The sequence below is a fragment of the Phenylobacterium sp. genome (assembly GCF_037189685.1).
Taxonomy (GTDB): domain Bacteria; phylum Pseudomonadota; class Alphaproteobacteria; order Caulobacterales; family Caulobacteraceae; genus Phenylobacterium.
In genome coordinates, this window is sequence record NZ_JBBCIT010000039.1 from 13,027 (window position 1) to 27,841 (window position 14,815).

17 protein-coding genes are annotated in these 14,815 nt (G+C 70.5%); 14 read left to right on the forward strand and 3 right to left on the reverse strand.

Annotation, left to right across the window (positions count from 1 at the left end; genetic code table 11):
- Positions 1–54 precede the first annotated feature (54 nt).
- Together WG212_RS20350 and WG212_RS20355 are read right to left on the reverse strand one after the other, a co-directional pair.
- Positions 55–534, reverse strand: a complete 480-nt coding sequence (locus WG212_RS20350; RefSeq protein WP_337188943.1) for a DUF2269 domain-containing protein — start codon at positions 532–534, stop codon at positions 55–57.
- Complete coding sequence (locus tag WG212_RS20355; RefSeq protein WP_337188944.1) at positions 531–1,820, reverse strand: SDR family oxidoreductase; 1,290 nt, start codon at positions 1,818–1,820, stop codon at positions 531–533. Before WG212_RS20355 ends, WG212_RS20350 begins: the two co-directional genes overlap by 4 nt.
- A gap of 362 nt (positions 1,821–2,182) precedes the next feature.
- On the opposite strand from WG212_RS20355, the gene rpsM reads away from it, so the two are divergent.
- From rpsM to WG212_RS20425, 14 genes are all read left to right on the forward strand, one after another.
- Positions 2,183–2,551, forward strand: coding sequence for a 30S ribosomal protein S13 (rpsM, locus tag WG212_RS20360; protein WP_293384155.1), 369 nt, complete (start codon positions 2,183–2,185; stop codon positions 2,549–2,551).
- A gap of 12 nt (positions 2,552–2,563) precedes the next feature.
- Positions 2,564–2,953, forward strand: a complete 390-nt coding sequence (gene rpsK / locus WG212_RS20365; protein WP_012521811.1) for a 30S ribosomal protein S11 — start codon at positions 2,564–2,566, stop codon at positions 2,951–2,953.
- A 73-nt stretch (positions 2,954–3,026) separates the two neighbouring features.
- On the forward strand, positions 3,027–4,043 hold the full coding sequence (locus WG212_RS20370; RefSeq protein ID WP_293384152.1) for a DNA-directed RNA polymerase subunit alpha: 1,017 nt from the start codon (positions 3,027–3,029) through the stop codon (positions 4,041–4,043).
- Positions 4,044–4,231: 188 nt separating this feature from the next.
- Positions 4,232–4,651, forward strand: coding sequence for a 50S ribosomal protein L17 (gene rplQ / locus WG212_RS20375; RefSeq protein WP_337188945.1), 420 nt, complete (start codon positions 4,232–4,234; stop codon positions 4,649–4,651).
- Between the two features lie 102 nt (positions 4,652–4,753).
- A complete protein-coding gene (locus WG212_RS20380; RefSeq protein ID WP_337188946.1) occupies positions 4,754–5,983 on the forward strand; it encodes an ectonucleotide pyrophosphatase/phosphodiesterase in 1,230 nt (409 codons plus the stop codon).
- 45 nt (positions 5,984–6,028) lie between these two features.
- Positions 6,029–6,520 (forward strand): VOC family protein, encoded by a 492-nt coding sequence (locus WG212_RS20385; protein WP_337188947.1) that lies wholly within the window; start codon positions 6,029–6,031, stop codon positions 6,518–6,520.
- The gene (locus tag WG212_RS20390) at positions 6,513–6,968 is read left to right on the forward strand and encodes a VOC family protein (RefSeq protein ID WP_337188948.1); all 456 of its coding nucleotides are present in this window, start codon (positions 6,513–6,515) and stop codon (positions 6,966–6,968) included. The genes WG212_RS20385 and WG212_RS20390 overlap by 8 nt, the downstream gene beginning before the upstream one ends.
- Positions 6,968–7,342: a cupin domain-containing protein gene (locus WG212_RS20395; RefSeq protein ID WP_337188949.1), complete on the forward strand. Its 375-nt coding sequence runs from the start codon at positions 6,968–6,970 to the stop codon at positions 7,340–7,342. Before WG212_RS20390 ends, WG212_RS20395 begins: the two co-directional genes overlap by 1 nt.
- Positions 7,339–7,701, forward strand: coding sequence for a metalloregulator ArsR/SmtB family transcription factor (locus WG212_RS20400; RefSeq protein WP_337188950.1), 363 nt, complete (start codon positions 7,339–7,341; stop codon positions 7,699–7,701). The genes WG212_RS20395 and WG212_RS20400 overlap by 4 nt, the downstream gene beginning before the upstream one ends.
- Positions 7,698–8,171: an SRPBCC family protein gene (locus WG212_RS20405; RefSeq protein WP_337188951.1), complete on the forward strand. Its 474-nt coding sequence runs from the start codon at positions 7,698–7,700 to the stop codon at positions 8,169–8,171. Before WG212_RS20400 ends, WG212_RS20405 begins: the two co-directional genes overlap by 4 nt.
- 64 nt (positions 8,172–8,235) lie before the next feature.
- Positions 8,236–9,489, forward strand: a complete 1,254-nt coding sequence (locus tag WG212_RS20410) for a TCR/Tet family MFS transporter (protein WP_337188952.1) — start codon at positions 8,236–8,238, stop codon at positions 9,487–9,489.
- Positions 9,490–9,645: 156 nt separating this feature from the next.
- Positions 9,646–11,091 carry a Do family serine endopeptidase gene (locus WG212_RS20415; RefSeq protein WP_337188953.1) on the forward strand — a complete coding sequence of 482 codons (1,446 nt, stop codon included), beginning with the start codon at positions 9,646–9,648 and terminating at the stop codon, positions 11,089–11,091.
- A 72-nt stretch (positions 11,092–11,163) separates the two neighbouring features.
- Positions 11,164–12,771 carry an AbgT family transporter gene (locus WG212_RS20420; protein ID WP_337188954.1) on the forward strand — a complete coding sequence of 536 codons (1,608 nt, stop codon included), beginning with the start codon at positions 11,164–11,166 and terminating at the stop codon, positions 12,769–12,771.
- A gap of 40 nt (positions 12,772–12,811) precedes the next feature.
- Positions 12,812–14,116, forward strand: a complete 1,305-nt coding sequence (locus tag WG212_RS20425; RefSeq protein ID WP_337188955.1) for a replication-associated recombination protein A — start codon at positions 12,812–12,814, stop codon at positions 14,114–14,116.
- 6 nt (positions 14,117–14,122) lie between these two features.
- Here WG212_RS20425 and WG212_RS20430 read toward each other — a convergent pair whose 3' ends face one another.
- The gene (locus WG212_RS20430) at positions 14,123–14,737 is read right to left on the reverse strand and encodes a hypothetical protein (protein WP_337188956.1); all 615 of its coding nucleotides are present in this window, start codon (positions 14,735–14,737) and stop codon (positions 14,123–14,125) included.
- Positions 14,738–14,815: the final 78 nt, after the last annotated feature.

A 14,815-nucleotide genomic window follows, 5' to 3' on the forward strand; every position in this document is an offset into this window, starting at 1 on the left:
GCTCAGGTGATCCGCGCCCCCCCTGGCCGAAGCCGTGGAGCCGAAGCCGCGAGGTCAGAACAGGTCCAGCGGCGGCCGGGCGATCATCAGCCAGATGATCGCCATCACCGCGGCGAACGCGGGAAAGCCGCACGCGAACCAGAGCCGGAACAGCCGATGATAGCTCGGGGGCAGGGGCTCACCCGCCTCGGCGGCCACCAGGGCGATGCGCCGCATGCGCGTCTGCATCCAGACCACGGGCAGCCACCAGGCGCCGGTCCACAGGTAGAGCGCGATCGACACGACGATCCAGCCGCTGGTCAGCGGGTGGCCGGCTTCCAGCGCCAGCAGCACGCCGGTCACGGGCTGGGCGATGACGGCCGTGGCGGTGAACAGGACGTCGGCGATCACCACGATGCGCGCGACGGCGGCGACGGTGCGCGCATCCCCCGTCCGGTGCGCCATCAGCATGAAGAAGGCGATGCCGGCGCCTGTGCCCAGCAGGACGGCGGCGCCGATCACGTGCAGGAACTTCAGGAGGAAGAACGCGCTCATCGGTCCTCCAGGACGGCCAGCGCCAGGACGGTCAGCATCATGATCGGGACGATCTTCGTGAGCGGGCCCAGCGGCTCGGCCCAGAGATGGGGCGCCAGCGCCGTACCGGCGGCCAGATAGGCGGCCGACAGCGCCAGCGCCGACCAGAGCGCCGGACGCGAGGTCGCGCGGACGGCGATGCCCAGGCCGATCAGGATGTCGGCGAGTCCCCCGCCCAGGGCGAGGGGGGCGGCGAAGGCGCCCGCACCCGCCTCCTGGAGCTGTGTGACGCCGCGGGTCCAGGCCGGTCCCAGCGTGATCAGGCCGGTGACGATCCAGAACAGCGCCAGGATGACGACCGTCGCCGCCTTCGCGAGGTAGAGGTTGGCGAACCAGCGCTCCTGCACCGAGGCGGGCTCGGATTCCAGCGCGTCCGCAAGACTCGTGGGCCGGATGCCGGTGGCGGCGGTCCAGGCGTCGATCCGGGCGGTGGAGCCGGCGCCCAGTTCCCGCAACGCCGTCGTCCGCACGGGCGGACGCCAGCCCAGCCAGCCCGCGAGGTCGCCCAGGCGGAACAGGGCCGGCAGCCACGGCCCGGCCGGAATCTTCGCGGCGGGCGGAAAGCCCAGCCAGCGGCGGTAGGCGTCGATCACCGTATCGAACGCCAGAGCTTCCGGCCCCGCCACGTCCAGGACGATGCGGCTGGGCGCGCCGGGGCGCAGAAGGACCGCCACCGTTCGCGCCAGGTCGTCGAGCTGGACGATCTGCAGCCGGCCCGCCCCGGCCACCCGCGGCCGGACGGGAAGGGCGGCGAGGGCTCTGAACAGCGCGCTGCCGCCATAGGCTGGCCGGCCGACCACGACCGAGGGGCGCAGGACGATCCAGTCCAGATCGCGCGCCATCAGGTCGGCGTCGCCTTCGCCCTTGGTGCGCTGGAAGGCGGTGGCGGCGTCGGGCGCCGCGCCCAGCGCCGAGACCTGGATCACGCGGCGCACGCCTGCGGCCTCGCAGGCGGCGAACAGGGCGGCAGGACCTTGCCGGTGGACCGCCGTGGTCGAGTCCGAGCCGCCGTCCTGCAGCACGCCGGCGCAGTTGACGACCGCGTCCACGCCCCCGAGGTGCGGCCGCCAGTCTTCGGGCCGCACGGCGCGGCCGATGTCGAGGGCGATCCAGTCCGACGCCGGCGCCCGCCGCGCCGCTGCGCCCGGCCGGCGCGTGACCCCGACCACCTGATGGCCTTCGGCCCGCAGGCGCGCCGCGACCGCCGACCCGATGAACCCTGCCGCGCCGGTGAGCAGCACGCGCATCGCACTCTCCCGCCCTGACAGGTCCCTGACCGGTCCCTGACCGCTTTCGGGCGCCCCGGGGCAGCCTCGGGACGCGTGATCGTCCCTTGCGTTGCGCGATTCGGCCTCCCGTGCTTTGCTTGAGCTGCGCCGGAGAACGGCTCCGGCGATCGACGGAGGCTTTGCGCGGGTGAGGGACGCCCTTCTCGCGCGTAGGTTTCTGTTCACTTTTACGCGTTTCCGCCATTGACGGCGATGCGCCGATCCATATAACGAAGCGCTTCCGCGAAAGAGCGCGAGGGACGCGCCGGCCTATGCCTATGGCAGAGAGGGGCCGGGGCGCCGTTTGCGCTTCTGTCGTGAGATCCAGGAGATTACCTCACGTGGCCCGTATCGCTGGCGTCAACATTCCTACGAACAAGCGCGTCGTCATCGCGCTGCAGTACATTCACGGCATCGGTCAGGCGAAAGCCCGGGAGATCGTGCAGAAGGTCGGCATCGAGGACGCCCGGCGCGTCAACCAGCTCACCGACCAGGAAGTCCTGCAGATCCGCGAGGCGATCGACCGCGACTATCTGGTCGAGGGCGACCTGCGCCGCGAGACGGCGGTCAACATCAAGCGTCTGATGGACCTCGCCTGCTATCGGGGGCTGCGCCACCGCAAGGGCCTGCCGGTCCGCGGCCAGCGCACGCACACCAACGCCCGCACCCGCAAGGGCCCGGCCAAGCCGATCGCCGGCAAGAAGAAGTAAGAGAGCTGATCGATGGCCAAGGAACCGGCGCGCGTCAAACGTCGCGAGCGCAAGAACATCACCTCGGGCGTGGCGCACGTGAACGCCTCGTTCAACAACACCATGGTCACCATCACCGACGCCCAGGGGAACACCATCTCCTGGTCCAGCGCCGGCCTGATGGGTTTCAAGGGTTCGCGTAAGTCGACGCCCTACGCCGCACAGATGGCGGCCGAGGACGCCGGCCGGAAAGCCGCCGAACACGGCGTGCGCACGCTGGAAGTCAACGTCTCGGGCCCCGGTTCGGGCCGCGAGTCCGCGCTCCGCGCCCTGCAGGCGGTGGGCATGACGATCACCACCATCCGGGATGTGACACCCATCCCGCACAACGGTTGCCGCCCGCCCAAGCGCCGGCGCGTCTAGCCGTTCGAGCTGTTATTCCCTTACGCCGGCCGTGGATTTGCGGCCGGCGATCCTGCGTTTTCGAGGGACACCCGTGATCGAAAGAAACTGGAACGAGCTTATCCGTCCCGAGAAGCCGCAAATCGAGACCGGCGCCGACGCCGCCCGCAAGGCGCGTCTGGTGGCCGAGCCCCTCGAGCGCGGGTTCGGCGTGACGCTGGGCAACAGCCTGCGCCGCGTTCTTCTCTCCTCCCTGCAAGGCGCGGCGGTGACCGCGGTGCAGATCGACGGCGTCGTCCACGAGTTCTCGTCCCTGGAAGGGGTGCGTGAGGACGTCGTCGACATCGTCCTCAACATCAAGCAGCTCGCGCTGCGGATGCACGCCGAAGGGCCGAAGCGCATGACGCTCCGCGCCACCGGCCCTGGCGCGGTGACCGCCGGCCAGATCGAGGCCCCGTCCGACATCGAGATCCTGAACCCCGACCACGTGCTCTGCACGCTGGACGACGGCGCCACGGTGCGCATGGAGTTCACGGTCAACACCGGCAAGGGCTATGTCGCCGCCGAGATGAACCGTCCCGAGGACGCGCCGATCGGCCTGATCGCCGTCGACGCCCTCTATTCGCCGGTCAAGCGCGTCGCCTTCCGCGTCGAGCCCACCCGCCAGGGCCAGTCGCTCGACTACGACAAGCTCGTGATGGAAGTGGAGACGAACGGCGCCGTGAGCCCGGTCGACGCCGTGGCCTACGCCGCGCGCATCCTCCAGGACCAGCTCCAGATCTTCATCACCTTCGAAGAGCCGAAGAAGAAGGTCGAGGGCGAGGCCAAGCCGGAGCTTCCGTTCAACCCGGCGCTGCTGAAGAAGGTGGACGAGCTGGAGCTTTCCGTCCGTTCGGCCAACTGCCTGAAGAACGACAACATCGTCTACATCGGCGACCTGATCCAGAAGACCGAGGCGGAGATGCTCCGCACCCCGAACTTCGGACGCAAGTCGCTGAACGAGATCAAGGAAGTTCTCGCCGGGATGGGCCTCCACCTCGGCATGGACGTGCCGAACTGGCCGCCGGAGAACATCGAAGAACTGGCGAAGAAGTTCGAAGACCAGATGTAAGAGCCTTCGCGCCGACTCCGGCCGTCCCTCCATCCTGGGGAGACGGTTCGGGCCCGATGAAGCCGCAACAGCGGCGGAGGGCCCCGGCGCTTCGTGTTGACCCGGGCGGGAGCAGGCCGGGACTTGGTTTAGGCGACGCCCAGGCGATCGGGTGTCCGGCGGGCCGATGAGCCCAGGAGATCGAAGAGATGCGTCACGGCAAAGCCCACCGCAAACTGGGTCGTACGACCGCCCACCGCACCGCCATGTTCGCCAACATGTCGGCCAGCCTGATCAAGCACGAGCAGATCGTGACCACCCTGCCGAAGGCCAAGGAACTCCGCCCCTTCGTCGAGAAGCTGGTGACGCTGGCCAAGCGTGGTGACCTGCATGCGCGCCGCCAGGCGATCAGCCAGGTCCGCGACGTGGAGCAGGTCGGCAAGCTGTTCGGCGTGCTGGGTCCCCGCTACGCCGAGCGCAACGGCGGCTACATCCGCGTGCTCAAGGCCGGCTTCCGCCACGGCGACAATGCGCCGATGGCCGTGATCGAGTTCGTCGACCGCGACCCGGCCGAGAAGGGCAAGGACTCCGGCCCCACCGCCGACCAGGGCTTCGCCGCGGACGAGTAGCCCGCGCCTCCGCCGATAGATTTCCGGCAAGGCCCTGGACGTTCCGCGTCCGGGGCCTTTCGCGTTTGTGCGCCTGTCGTATCCCCGAGCTATGCTGCAGGAATGCTCCGCCGGCTCGTCCTCGCAATCGCCTTCCTGTCGCTCGCGGCCTGCGCCACGACGCCCCCGCCGTCCGTCGACCGGCCGCCGCCCGCCCCACTGCCGGTGATCCTGGTCTCCATCGACGGTTTCCGGCCGGATTATCTGGACCGCGGGGTCACGCCCCACCTGTCGCGGCTGGCGGCCGAGGGCGTACGGGGCGTGATCCGCCCGGCGTTCCCGTCGAAGACGTTCCCCAACCACTACACCCTGGTCACCGGCCTGCGGCCCGACCGGCACGGGATCGTGGAGAACACCTTCGAGGATCCGGAGATCCCCGGCGAAACCTTCCGGATGTCGAACCGCAAGGCCGTGGGCGACCGCAAGTGGTGGGACCAGGGCGCGCCGATCTGGGTGACGGCCGAACGCGCGGGCGTCGTCACCGCCCCTGTCTACTGGCCCGGTTCCGAGGCCGAGATCCGGGGTGTGCGCCCCACGCACTGGCGCGCCTTCCAGATGTCGCGGCCGAACGACGCCCGGGTCGACGACCTTCTGGCCCTGCTCGACCTGCCGCCCGCCCGGCGACCCCGGTTCCTCACCCTCTACTTCGACACGGTGGACACTGCGGGCCACCGCTTCGGGCCGGCCGCGCCGGAAACCGTAGCCGCCGTGGCCGAGATCGATACGCAGGTCGGCCGGCTGGCCGCGGGCCTGAAGGCGAGGGGGCTCGCCGCCAACCTCGTCGTCGTCTCCGACCACGGCATGGCGCCGCTCGCGGAAGACCGCCGGATCTTCATGGACGACATCCTGCCGCGGTCGGCATGGCGCACCCTGGCGGCCGGCGCCTTCATGACGATCTATCCCGCCGAAGGACGGACGGCGGAGGTGGAGGCCGCGCTGCTGAAGCCTCACACCCACATGGCCTGCTGGCGCAAGGCGGAGATCCCCGCGCGCTTCCGCTACGGCCGCAATCCCCGCGTCGCGCCGATCTTCTGCCTGCCCGAGACGGGCTGGTCGCTGACGACGCGGGACTACAGGCCGAGCTGGTCGGAAAGGGGAAACCACGGGTTCGACCCGGAAAGCCCCGAGATGGCGGCGGTCTTCGTGGCCGGGGGGCCGGCGTTCCGCCGCGGCGTGGTCCTGCCGGCGTTCGACAATGTCAGCGTCTATCCGCTCCTGGCCCGGCTGCTGGGCGTGACGCCGGAGCCCAACGAGGGGGATATCCGGGACGTGGCGGCCGCCTTGACGAGATGATTTCCATATGAGTTAAATATTGTCGATAAACGCAAGGAGATCGACATGCCCCAGCGCCCTGCCGCCGTCCCGTGCGTCTTCTACCGCGACCCGGTGGCGGCCATGCGATGGCTGGAGGCGGCCTTCGGTTTCGAGACCACGGCCCTGGTCACCGACGCCGACGGCAAGGTGGGGCACGCCGAGATGGAGGCCCTGGGCTCGCCCATCGGCATCGGCGGAGAGTGGGCGGGGCCACAGCTCGGCGGGGCGGCGATGAAATCGCCTGCCAGCCTGGACGGAGCCGGCACCCAGTTCATCCGCATCACGCTGCCGGACGGGCTGGAGGCCCATTGCGAGCGCGCCCGCGCCGCCGGCGCGCGCATCACCGACCCGCCCGCCGACCAGTTCTACGGCGCGCGGACCTATCGGGCGATGGACCCCGAAGGCCACATCTGGAACTTCAGCCAGGAACTGCGCGTCGTCTCCACGGACGAGATGGAGCGGGCCAGCGGCCTGACCTTCCAGACCTCGCTGCCCGAGGAGACGCCCCATGGCTGACTGGCGCCCCGCCCTGATCTCGGCGGTTGTCTACCGCGACCCCAAGGCGGCCCTGACGTTCCTGGAGGCCGCGTTCGGCTTCGAGCTGTTCATGCTGATCGAGGACGGGCAGGGGAACGTGGCCCACTCCGAGATGCGCTATGGCGATGCGGCGATCATGATCGGCTCGGAGTGGAGCGACGACCACAAGAGCCCGGCCTCGATCGGCGGCAAGGTCACCCAGTCGGTCCACATCAAGGCCGACACCGACATCCACGCCCACTGCGCGCGCGCCCGCGCGGCGGGCATGGAGATCCTGGCCGAGCCCGAGATGCAGTTCTACGGCGATGCCACCTACCGCTGCCGCGATCCGGAGGGGCACATCTGGACCGTCTCCCAGGCGGTCCGCGCAGTGAGCCGCGAAGAGGCCGAGGCCGCCAGCGGCCTCAAGATCACGGGCTGGCTCTGATGCCCCGGCTGGATCTGGAGGACACCTATCTCAGCCTGGACGGCCAGGGCCGCCTCCATCGGCACCCCGTCGAGGGGTTCTGGGAGACGGTGGACGACAATCCAGACCTGCTGAGCACCCTGGTCTCGGCCTATGTCAGCGAGGCCGACTGGCCGCAGTGGGAGATGCATCCCGGCGGCGACGAGGTGCTGGTCCTGATCGAGGGGCGCATGACGATGCTCCTCGACGAAGCCGGCGGCGAGCGCCGGGTGGAGATGACCCCCGGCGCGACCTGCATCGTGCCGAAAGGCGTCTGGCATCGCGCCCTCGTGCCCGAGGCGAGCCGATTCATCGGCATCACCTATGGCGCCGGCACGATGCATCGCTCCGCGTGAGCGCGCCCGCTCTCGCACCCGCCGGCGTCGAGCTGGACCGGACTCTGGCCGCCCTGGCCGATCCGCACCGCCGCCGCGTCGTGGACCTCCTGGCCGAGCGGCCGCGCGCGGCGGGCGAGCTGGCGCGCGCGCTGGAGCTGTCGCCGCCGGCCATGAGCCGCCATCTGCGCACCCTGCGCCGGAGCGGCCTGGTGGAGGAGACCCATCCCGAGTTCGATGCGCGCGTGCGCATCTACGCCCTGAGGCCCGAACCCATGGTCCATCTGCTGCGCTGGCTGGAGGAGAGCGAGCGGCTCTGGAGCGCCCAGCTCGCCGCGTTCAAAGCCCACATCGAGGCCTCCGGGGAATCCGGGGAATGACCTCCAAGGTCTATGTCGCCCTGCGCGTGAAGGCGTCTCCGTCCAGGGCCTTCCAGGTGTTCGTGGAGGAGATCGGCGCGTGGTGGCGGCCGAACGGCCTTTTCCAGACCACGCCGCGCGACCCCGGTGTGCTGGCCTTCGAGCCGGGGGAGGGTGGGCGGCTGACCGAGACGCTGGCGAACGGCAGGGTGTTCGAGATCGGCCGTATCCGGGCCTGGGAGCCGCCGGACCGACTGGTCTTCTCCTGGCGCCAGGCCAGCTTCCCGCCCGACCTTCACACCGAGGTCGAGGTGCGCTTCGAGGCGGTGGGCGACGAAACCCGCGTCAGCGTCGAGCACCGCGGCTTCCATCAGGTCCCGGCCGGCAGCGCCGCGCGTCACGGCTTTCCGGACCACGCGCTTCTGGCGCGCCTCGGGGAATGGTGGCAGGGACTGCTGGCGTCCTATCGTGGGCGTACGGCCGGCCCGTGAGGCGACCCGCCGGGAAGATCGGCCAATGAAACGACGCCGAACGGCGCGTGGAGGAGGGGACAGCGTGACCAGTCCGGAGTCCGGCGGGCCGTCTGCCGCGGTCCGAAAGGCCAGTTTCGGCTTCATCTTCGCCCTGGCGCTGATGAATTCGATCTCGTTCGGCATCATGATCCCGGTGCTGCCCAACCTGATCAAGGAATTCACGGGCGGCGACACGGCCGCGGCCTCGGAGTGGAACCTGGTCTTCGCCTCGACCTGGGGCCTGTTGCAGTTCGTCTGCGGACCGATCCTGGGCCTGATGTCCGACCGTTTCGGCCGCCGGCCGGTCCTGCTGATCTCGCTCTTCGGGCTGGCCGTCGACTTCGTCTTCATGGCGCTGGCCCCCGGTCTATGGTGGCTCTACCTGGGCCGGATCCTCAACGGCATGACGGCGGCCAGCTTCTCGACCGCCAACGCCTACCTGGCCGACGTCACCGCTCCGGACCAGCGCGCCAAGGTGTTCGGCTGGATGGGGTCGGCCTTCAGCTTCGGCTTCATCTTCGGCCCGTTCATCGGCGGTCAGCTCGGCGAGATCGACCTGCGCCTGCCGTTCGTGGCCGCGGCCGGCCTGACCTTCGTCAACTGGCTGTACGGCCTGTTCGTCCTGCCCGAGAGCCTGGCGCCCGAGCGGCGGACGAAATCCTTCGACTGGAAGAAGGCCAATCCGGTGGGCTCCCTGGTTCTGCTGCGTTCGCGGCCCGGCCTGCTGCGCCTGGCCAGCGTCGGCTTCCTGTTCCAGCTCGCCCATGTGGTCCTGCCGACGATCTTCGTGCTCTACATGGGCTACCGCTACGATTGGGGCCTCGCGGTCCTCGGCTGGACGTTCCTGGCCACGGGCGTTTCGGGCGTCGTGGTGCAGGTCTTCCTGGTGGGGCCGATCGTGAAGCGGTTCGGGGAGAAGACCGCGGTCATCCTGGGGGCGACCGCGGGGTGCTTGGGCTTCGCCTGGTACGCCTGGGCGCCGACCGGAGCGCTGTATCTGCTGGCCGTGCCCGTCTTCGCCTTCACCAGCCTGATGATGCCCGGTCTCCAGGGCCTGATGACCCGCAAGGTCGAGCCCAGCGAGCAGGGCCAGCTCCAGGGCGCCAATCAGGCGCTGATGGGCCTGTCGTCCATCTTCGGACCCGTGATCTTCGGGGAGGCGTTCGCCTGGTCTATCCGCCACGAAGGATTCCATCTGCCGGGCCTGGCGATCTATCTGGCGGCGGCGATGATGGGCCTGGCGCTCCTGCTCATCCTGGGCGCCGCACGGCCGCCGCCCCGCGAACCGGACGCCTGACCTCGGGCCTCCCGATCCCGCGTGGCTTCATCCCGGGCGACCTGATACCGAGTGGGCCTCACCCGCACAGGGCTTGACGCCCCGGCGTCCGGCTTCGCCATGATTGCGCCGAAATGGGGCGTAGCGTTCCGCCGACCTCTTCTGCCTGGAGACTCCATGCGCGCGTCCCGCGTTCCCGTCCTCGCCCTGGTCCTGCTGCTGGGCGCCTGCTCTCCCCGTGACGGCCAGGCCCAGCCCAATCCATCTGGAGCAAGTGGGTCTGCGGCCAACCTGCCCGCGGCGAACCGCGCGCCGCCGGCCAACGCCGCGACGATGAAGGTGTCGTTCGCGCCCGTCGTGCAGCGCGCGGCGCCGGCGGTGGTCAACATCTCCGCGCGCCGGCTGGTGCGCCAGCAGACCGACCCCTTCTGGTCCCTCTTCGGCCTGGGTGTGCCCCAGGCGCGGCTGGCCGCCTCCCTGGGTTCGGGCGTGATCGTCCGCGAGGACGGCATCGTGGTGACCAACAACCACGTGGTCGAGAACGGCCAGGAGATCACCATCGGCCTCAACGACCGGCGCGAGTTCCCCGCGCGCATCCTGCTGGCCGATCCGAGGACCGACCTGGCGGTGCTGAAGGTCGAGCTGCCGGCGGGCGAGCGCCTGCCCGTGCTGGCCATCGACGATTCCGCTGACACCCAGGTGGGCGACCTGGTGCTGGCCATCGGCAACCCCTTCGGCGTCGGCCAGACGGTGACCAACGGCATCGTCTCGGCGCTCAACCGCGCCACCGACCCCACGGGCGAGGCGGGCGCGGCCTACATCCAGACCGACGCGGCCATCAATCCCGGCAACTCCGGCGGCGCCCTGGTCGACATGGACGGCGACCTGATCGGCGTGAACAGCTTCATCCTCTCGCGGTCGGGCACGTCGTCGGGCGTGGGCTTCGCCGTGCCGGCCGAGGTGGTGCGCCGGGTGGTCGAGACCGCCGTGGGTGGCGGCCGGGCCGTGGTGCGGCCCTGGCTGGGCGCGCGGACCCAGAGCGTCAACGCCGACCTGGCCCGCAGCCTCGACCTGCCGACGCCTCAGGGCGCCCTGATCGCCGACATCTATCCGGGTGGCCCCGCCGCGCGCGCGGGCTTGCGGACCGGCGACGTGGTGTTGCAGGCCGAGGGGCGGTCGATCGTGGACGCGTCCAGCCTCAACTATGTGGTGCGCAACGCCCGGCCGGGCGAGACCATTCCGCTCACCGTCCGTCGCGCCGACGGACGCGACCAGCAGCTCACCCTGCGCGCCGACCCGCCGCCGGCGACCCCGGCGCGCGACGAGCGCACCCTGGCGGGCCGGCATCCCTTCGACGGGGCCACGGTGGTGAACCTGTCGCCGGCGGTGGCCGACGAGCTGGGCCTGGACCCGTTCGTGGGCCAGGGTGTGCTGGTGGCCCGTGTCGAGCGGGGTGTCGCCATGAACATCGGCCTGCGCCGCGGCGACATCATCCGCGAGGTCAACGGCGCCAAGATCGCTTCGGTGCGCGATCTGGCGGCGGCGGTGGGCCAGCCGGCGCGCACCTGGCGCCTGGCCATCGAGCGCGACGGGCGGATCGTCACCGCCACCTTCTCGGGCTGATCCGGCGCGCTATGGTGGCCGGCGCCGCGACCACGGCGGCCGGATCCTGGCCGGTTTTGGGGGAGTTCGAGCTTGAGTGACGAGACCACGGGCGCGGCCCCGCAGCGGACGCGCGGCTTCCTGGGCGCGGTGGAGCGGCTGGGCAACCTGTTGCCCGACCCCATCATGATCTTCGTCTGGCTGATCGCGGCGCTGATGGTGCTGTCCGCGATCGGTGCGGCCCTGGGCTGGTCCGCCTCGCTGGCCTATGCCGGCTCGGAGGCCCCCCAGTACGGCACGCTGGCGAACGGGAGGCTGACCTTCACGGCGACGTCGCTGTTCTCGGAGGAGAACATCGGCAGGCTTCTGACCGAGATGGGGCGCACGCTCACGGGCTTCGCGCCGCTGGGCCAGGTCCTGGTCATCATCTTCGGCGCCGCGGTGGCCGAGCGCGTCGGCCTGCTCAGCGCCCTGATCCGGGCCAGCCTGCGCAATGCGCCGAGGGTCATCCTGACGCCGGTGGTGGCGATCATCGGGATGGTCTCGCATCACGCCTCGGACGCGGCCTATGTGGTCTTCATCCCGCTGGCGGCGCTGCTCTACGCCGCCGTGGGCCGCCATCCGCTGGCGGGCCTGGCCGCGGCGTTCGCGGCCGTTTCGGGCGGATTCGCCGGCAACGTCACGCCGGGCCAGCTCGACGTGCTGCTGTTCGGCTTCACCCAGGAGGCGGCGCGCATCATCGACCCGGCCTGGACCATGAACCCTCTGGGCAACTGGTGGTTCATCCTGGCCATCGTCGTCGTCTTCACGCCGATCGTCTGGTTCGTGACCGATCGGATCATCGAGCCGCGGCTCGGCCCCTGGGGCGGCGAGGCCGACGACGAGCTGAAGGCCGACCTGGCCAAGTCGGAGCTGACGCCGGCCGAATGGCGCGGCCTGAAGTTCGCGGGGCTGGCCGCCCTGCTGGTGGTGGTGGTGTTCGCCGCGCTCTCGCTATGGCCGGGCTATACGCCCCTGATCGACGAGAGCCGCGAGGGGCCGTCCCGGCTGCAACCGTTCTACAGCGCCCTCATCGCTGGTTTCATGCTGCTGTTCCTGCTGGGCGGCATCGCCTTCGGGATCGGGACCGGCGTCGTCAAGGGCGCGTCCGACGTGCTGGAGAAGATGATCGACGGGGTGCGGATGATGGCGCCCTACATCACCTTCGTCTTCTTCGCGGCGCACTTCGTGGCGATGTTCAACTGGTCGCGCCTGGGACCCATCGCGGCGATCCGGGGCGCCGAGCTGCTCCAGGAGCTCAGCCTGCCGGCGCCGTTCCTGCTGGTGAGCGTGCTGGCCTTCTCCTCGGTGCTGGACCTGTTCATCGGCTCGGCCTCGGCCAAGTGGAGCGCGCTGGCCCCCGTCGTGGTGCCGATGTTCATGCTGCTGGGCATCTCGCCCGAGATGACGACGGCCGCCTACCGGATGGGCGACAGCTACACCAACATCATGACGCCCCTGATGTCGTACTTCCCGCTGGTCCTGGCGTTCTGCCGGCGATGGGACACGAGCATCGGCGTGGGTTCGCTGCTGGCGATGATGCTGCCCTATGCGCTGGCGTTCATGGGCGCGGGGGTGCTCATGACGGTGGCCTGGGTCTTCTTCGACCTGCCGCTGGGGCCGGGCGCGACGGTTCACTACGCCCTGCCGGGCGCGTCCTGATGGCGTCGACGGCGGCGCGGGGCGTGCTAAACCCCTGCGCATGGCCGACCTCTTCGAAGCCGCGGGCCTGACGCCGGCCCAGCCCACGCCGCTGGCCGACCGGCTGCGCCCCCAGTCGCTGGACGAGGTGGTGGGCCAGGACCACCTGCTGGGGCCCGAGGGGCCGATCGGGCGCATGGCCGCGGCGCGGCGGCTGTCGTCCATGATCCTGTGGGGGCCGCCCGGCACCGGCAAGACCACCATCGCCCGCCTGCTGGCCAAGGCGGCGGGCTACGAGTTCCAGCAGCTCTCGGCCGTCTTCTCGGGCGTCGCCGACCTGAAGAAGGCGTTCGAGGCGGCGCGCACGCGGCGGCGGGCCGGCCAGGCCACCCTGCTGTTCGTGGACGAGATCCACCGATTCAACCGCGCCCAGCAGGACGGCTTCCTGCCGTTCGTGGAGGAGGGGATCGTCACCCTCGTGGGCGCCACCACCGAGAACCCGTCGTTCGAACTGAACGGCGCGCTGCTTTCGCGCTGCCAGGTCTATGTGCTGAAGCGCCTGGACGACGCGGCGCTGGAGGGCCTGCTGGCCAAGGCCGAGGCGCACGAGGATCGCTCGCTCCCCCTGGAGGCCGACGCGCGCCAGGCGCTGGTCAACATGGCCGACGGGGACGGCCGCTACCTGCTGACGCTGGCCGAGACCCTGTTCAACATCGCGTCGGCGAAGCCGCTCACCATCGCCGAACTGGGCCAGGTGCTCCAGAAGCGCAGCCCCGCCTACGACAAGGACCGGGAGGAGCACTACAATCTCATCTCGGCGCTGCATAAGTCGATCCGCGGCTCCGATCCCGACGCGGCGCTCTACTGGCTGGCGCGGATGCTGGCGGGGGGCGAAGACCCGATGTTCGTCGCGCGCCGGCTGATCCGGGCGGCGGCCGAGGACATCGGCGCGGCCGACCCCATGAGCCTGATCCTCGCCAACGCCGCCAAGGAGACCTACGATTTCCTGGGCAGTCCCGAGGGCGAGATCGCCCTGGCCCAGGTGGTGGTGCATCTGGCCGCCGCGCCCAAGTCGAACGCGGTCTACAAGGCGTTCGGCGCGGCCATGAAGGCGGCGAAGGAGACCGGCTCGCTGATGCCGCCCGCCCACATCCGCAACGCGCCGACGCGGCTGATGAAGGACCTGGGCTACGGCAAGGGCTACGCCTACGACCACGATACGGCCGAGGGCTTCTCGGGCCAGAACTACTTCCCCGACGAGATGCCGCGCCGGACGTTCTACCAGCCCCGCGGCGAAGGCGCCGAGGCCCGCATCAAGGAACGCCTCGACCGATGGGCCGCGCTCCGGCGCGAGAAGGGCGGGTAGCTCAGGTCACAAGGCGACCAGGGCTGCGCCGAACAGGATCGCGAAGCTGAGGCTTCCGTACGAGACATGGAGCTGGCGGCCCGCCCGACCGGGGAGGATGCGCGCGAGCAGGCCCAGGCCGACCGCCAGGACGAGCGGGTTGACCAAGGCCAGGAGGCGCAGCGGCGGCGTCACCGCTGCGATCCAGATCAGGACGCCCGAGCACAGCAGGAGCGAAGCGAAGGATATCCGCCGGAGGAGCGCCAGCGGCCGGAGCAGGGGGGAGGCGTCGCCGCCCGCGCCGGCAGGCGGCAAGCCGAGACCGCCCAGCAGGGCGTGGAACACCGCGCTGACGGCGATCGTGTAGATCAGGAGGGCTGTCGCCACGCCGGAGAGAACCGCAGGCGCCGCCGCCAGCCGGGCCGCCAAGCCGACCGCGCCGGCGATGCACAGGGGGAACGCCACCGCGCCCAGCCACAGGCCGAGGGAGGTTCGCCCCGGCCCCGCCGCCTGCATGGCGGCGATCGCATCGTAGCGGCGTGCAGAGCCCGCGGCGCCCAGCATGATGAGGTCGGAAACCGCCGTCGCCAAGGCGGCGGCGACGCCGACGCTCAGGAGGGCGGTGACCAGCGTATCGGACATGCGGCTTCCCACGGATTGATAATGCGAATTGATCGCAAATTTGCAGGCGCGGCAAGGGCGCCGCGATCCGGCCGACAC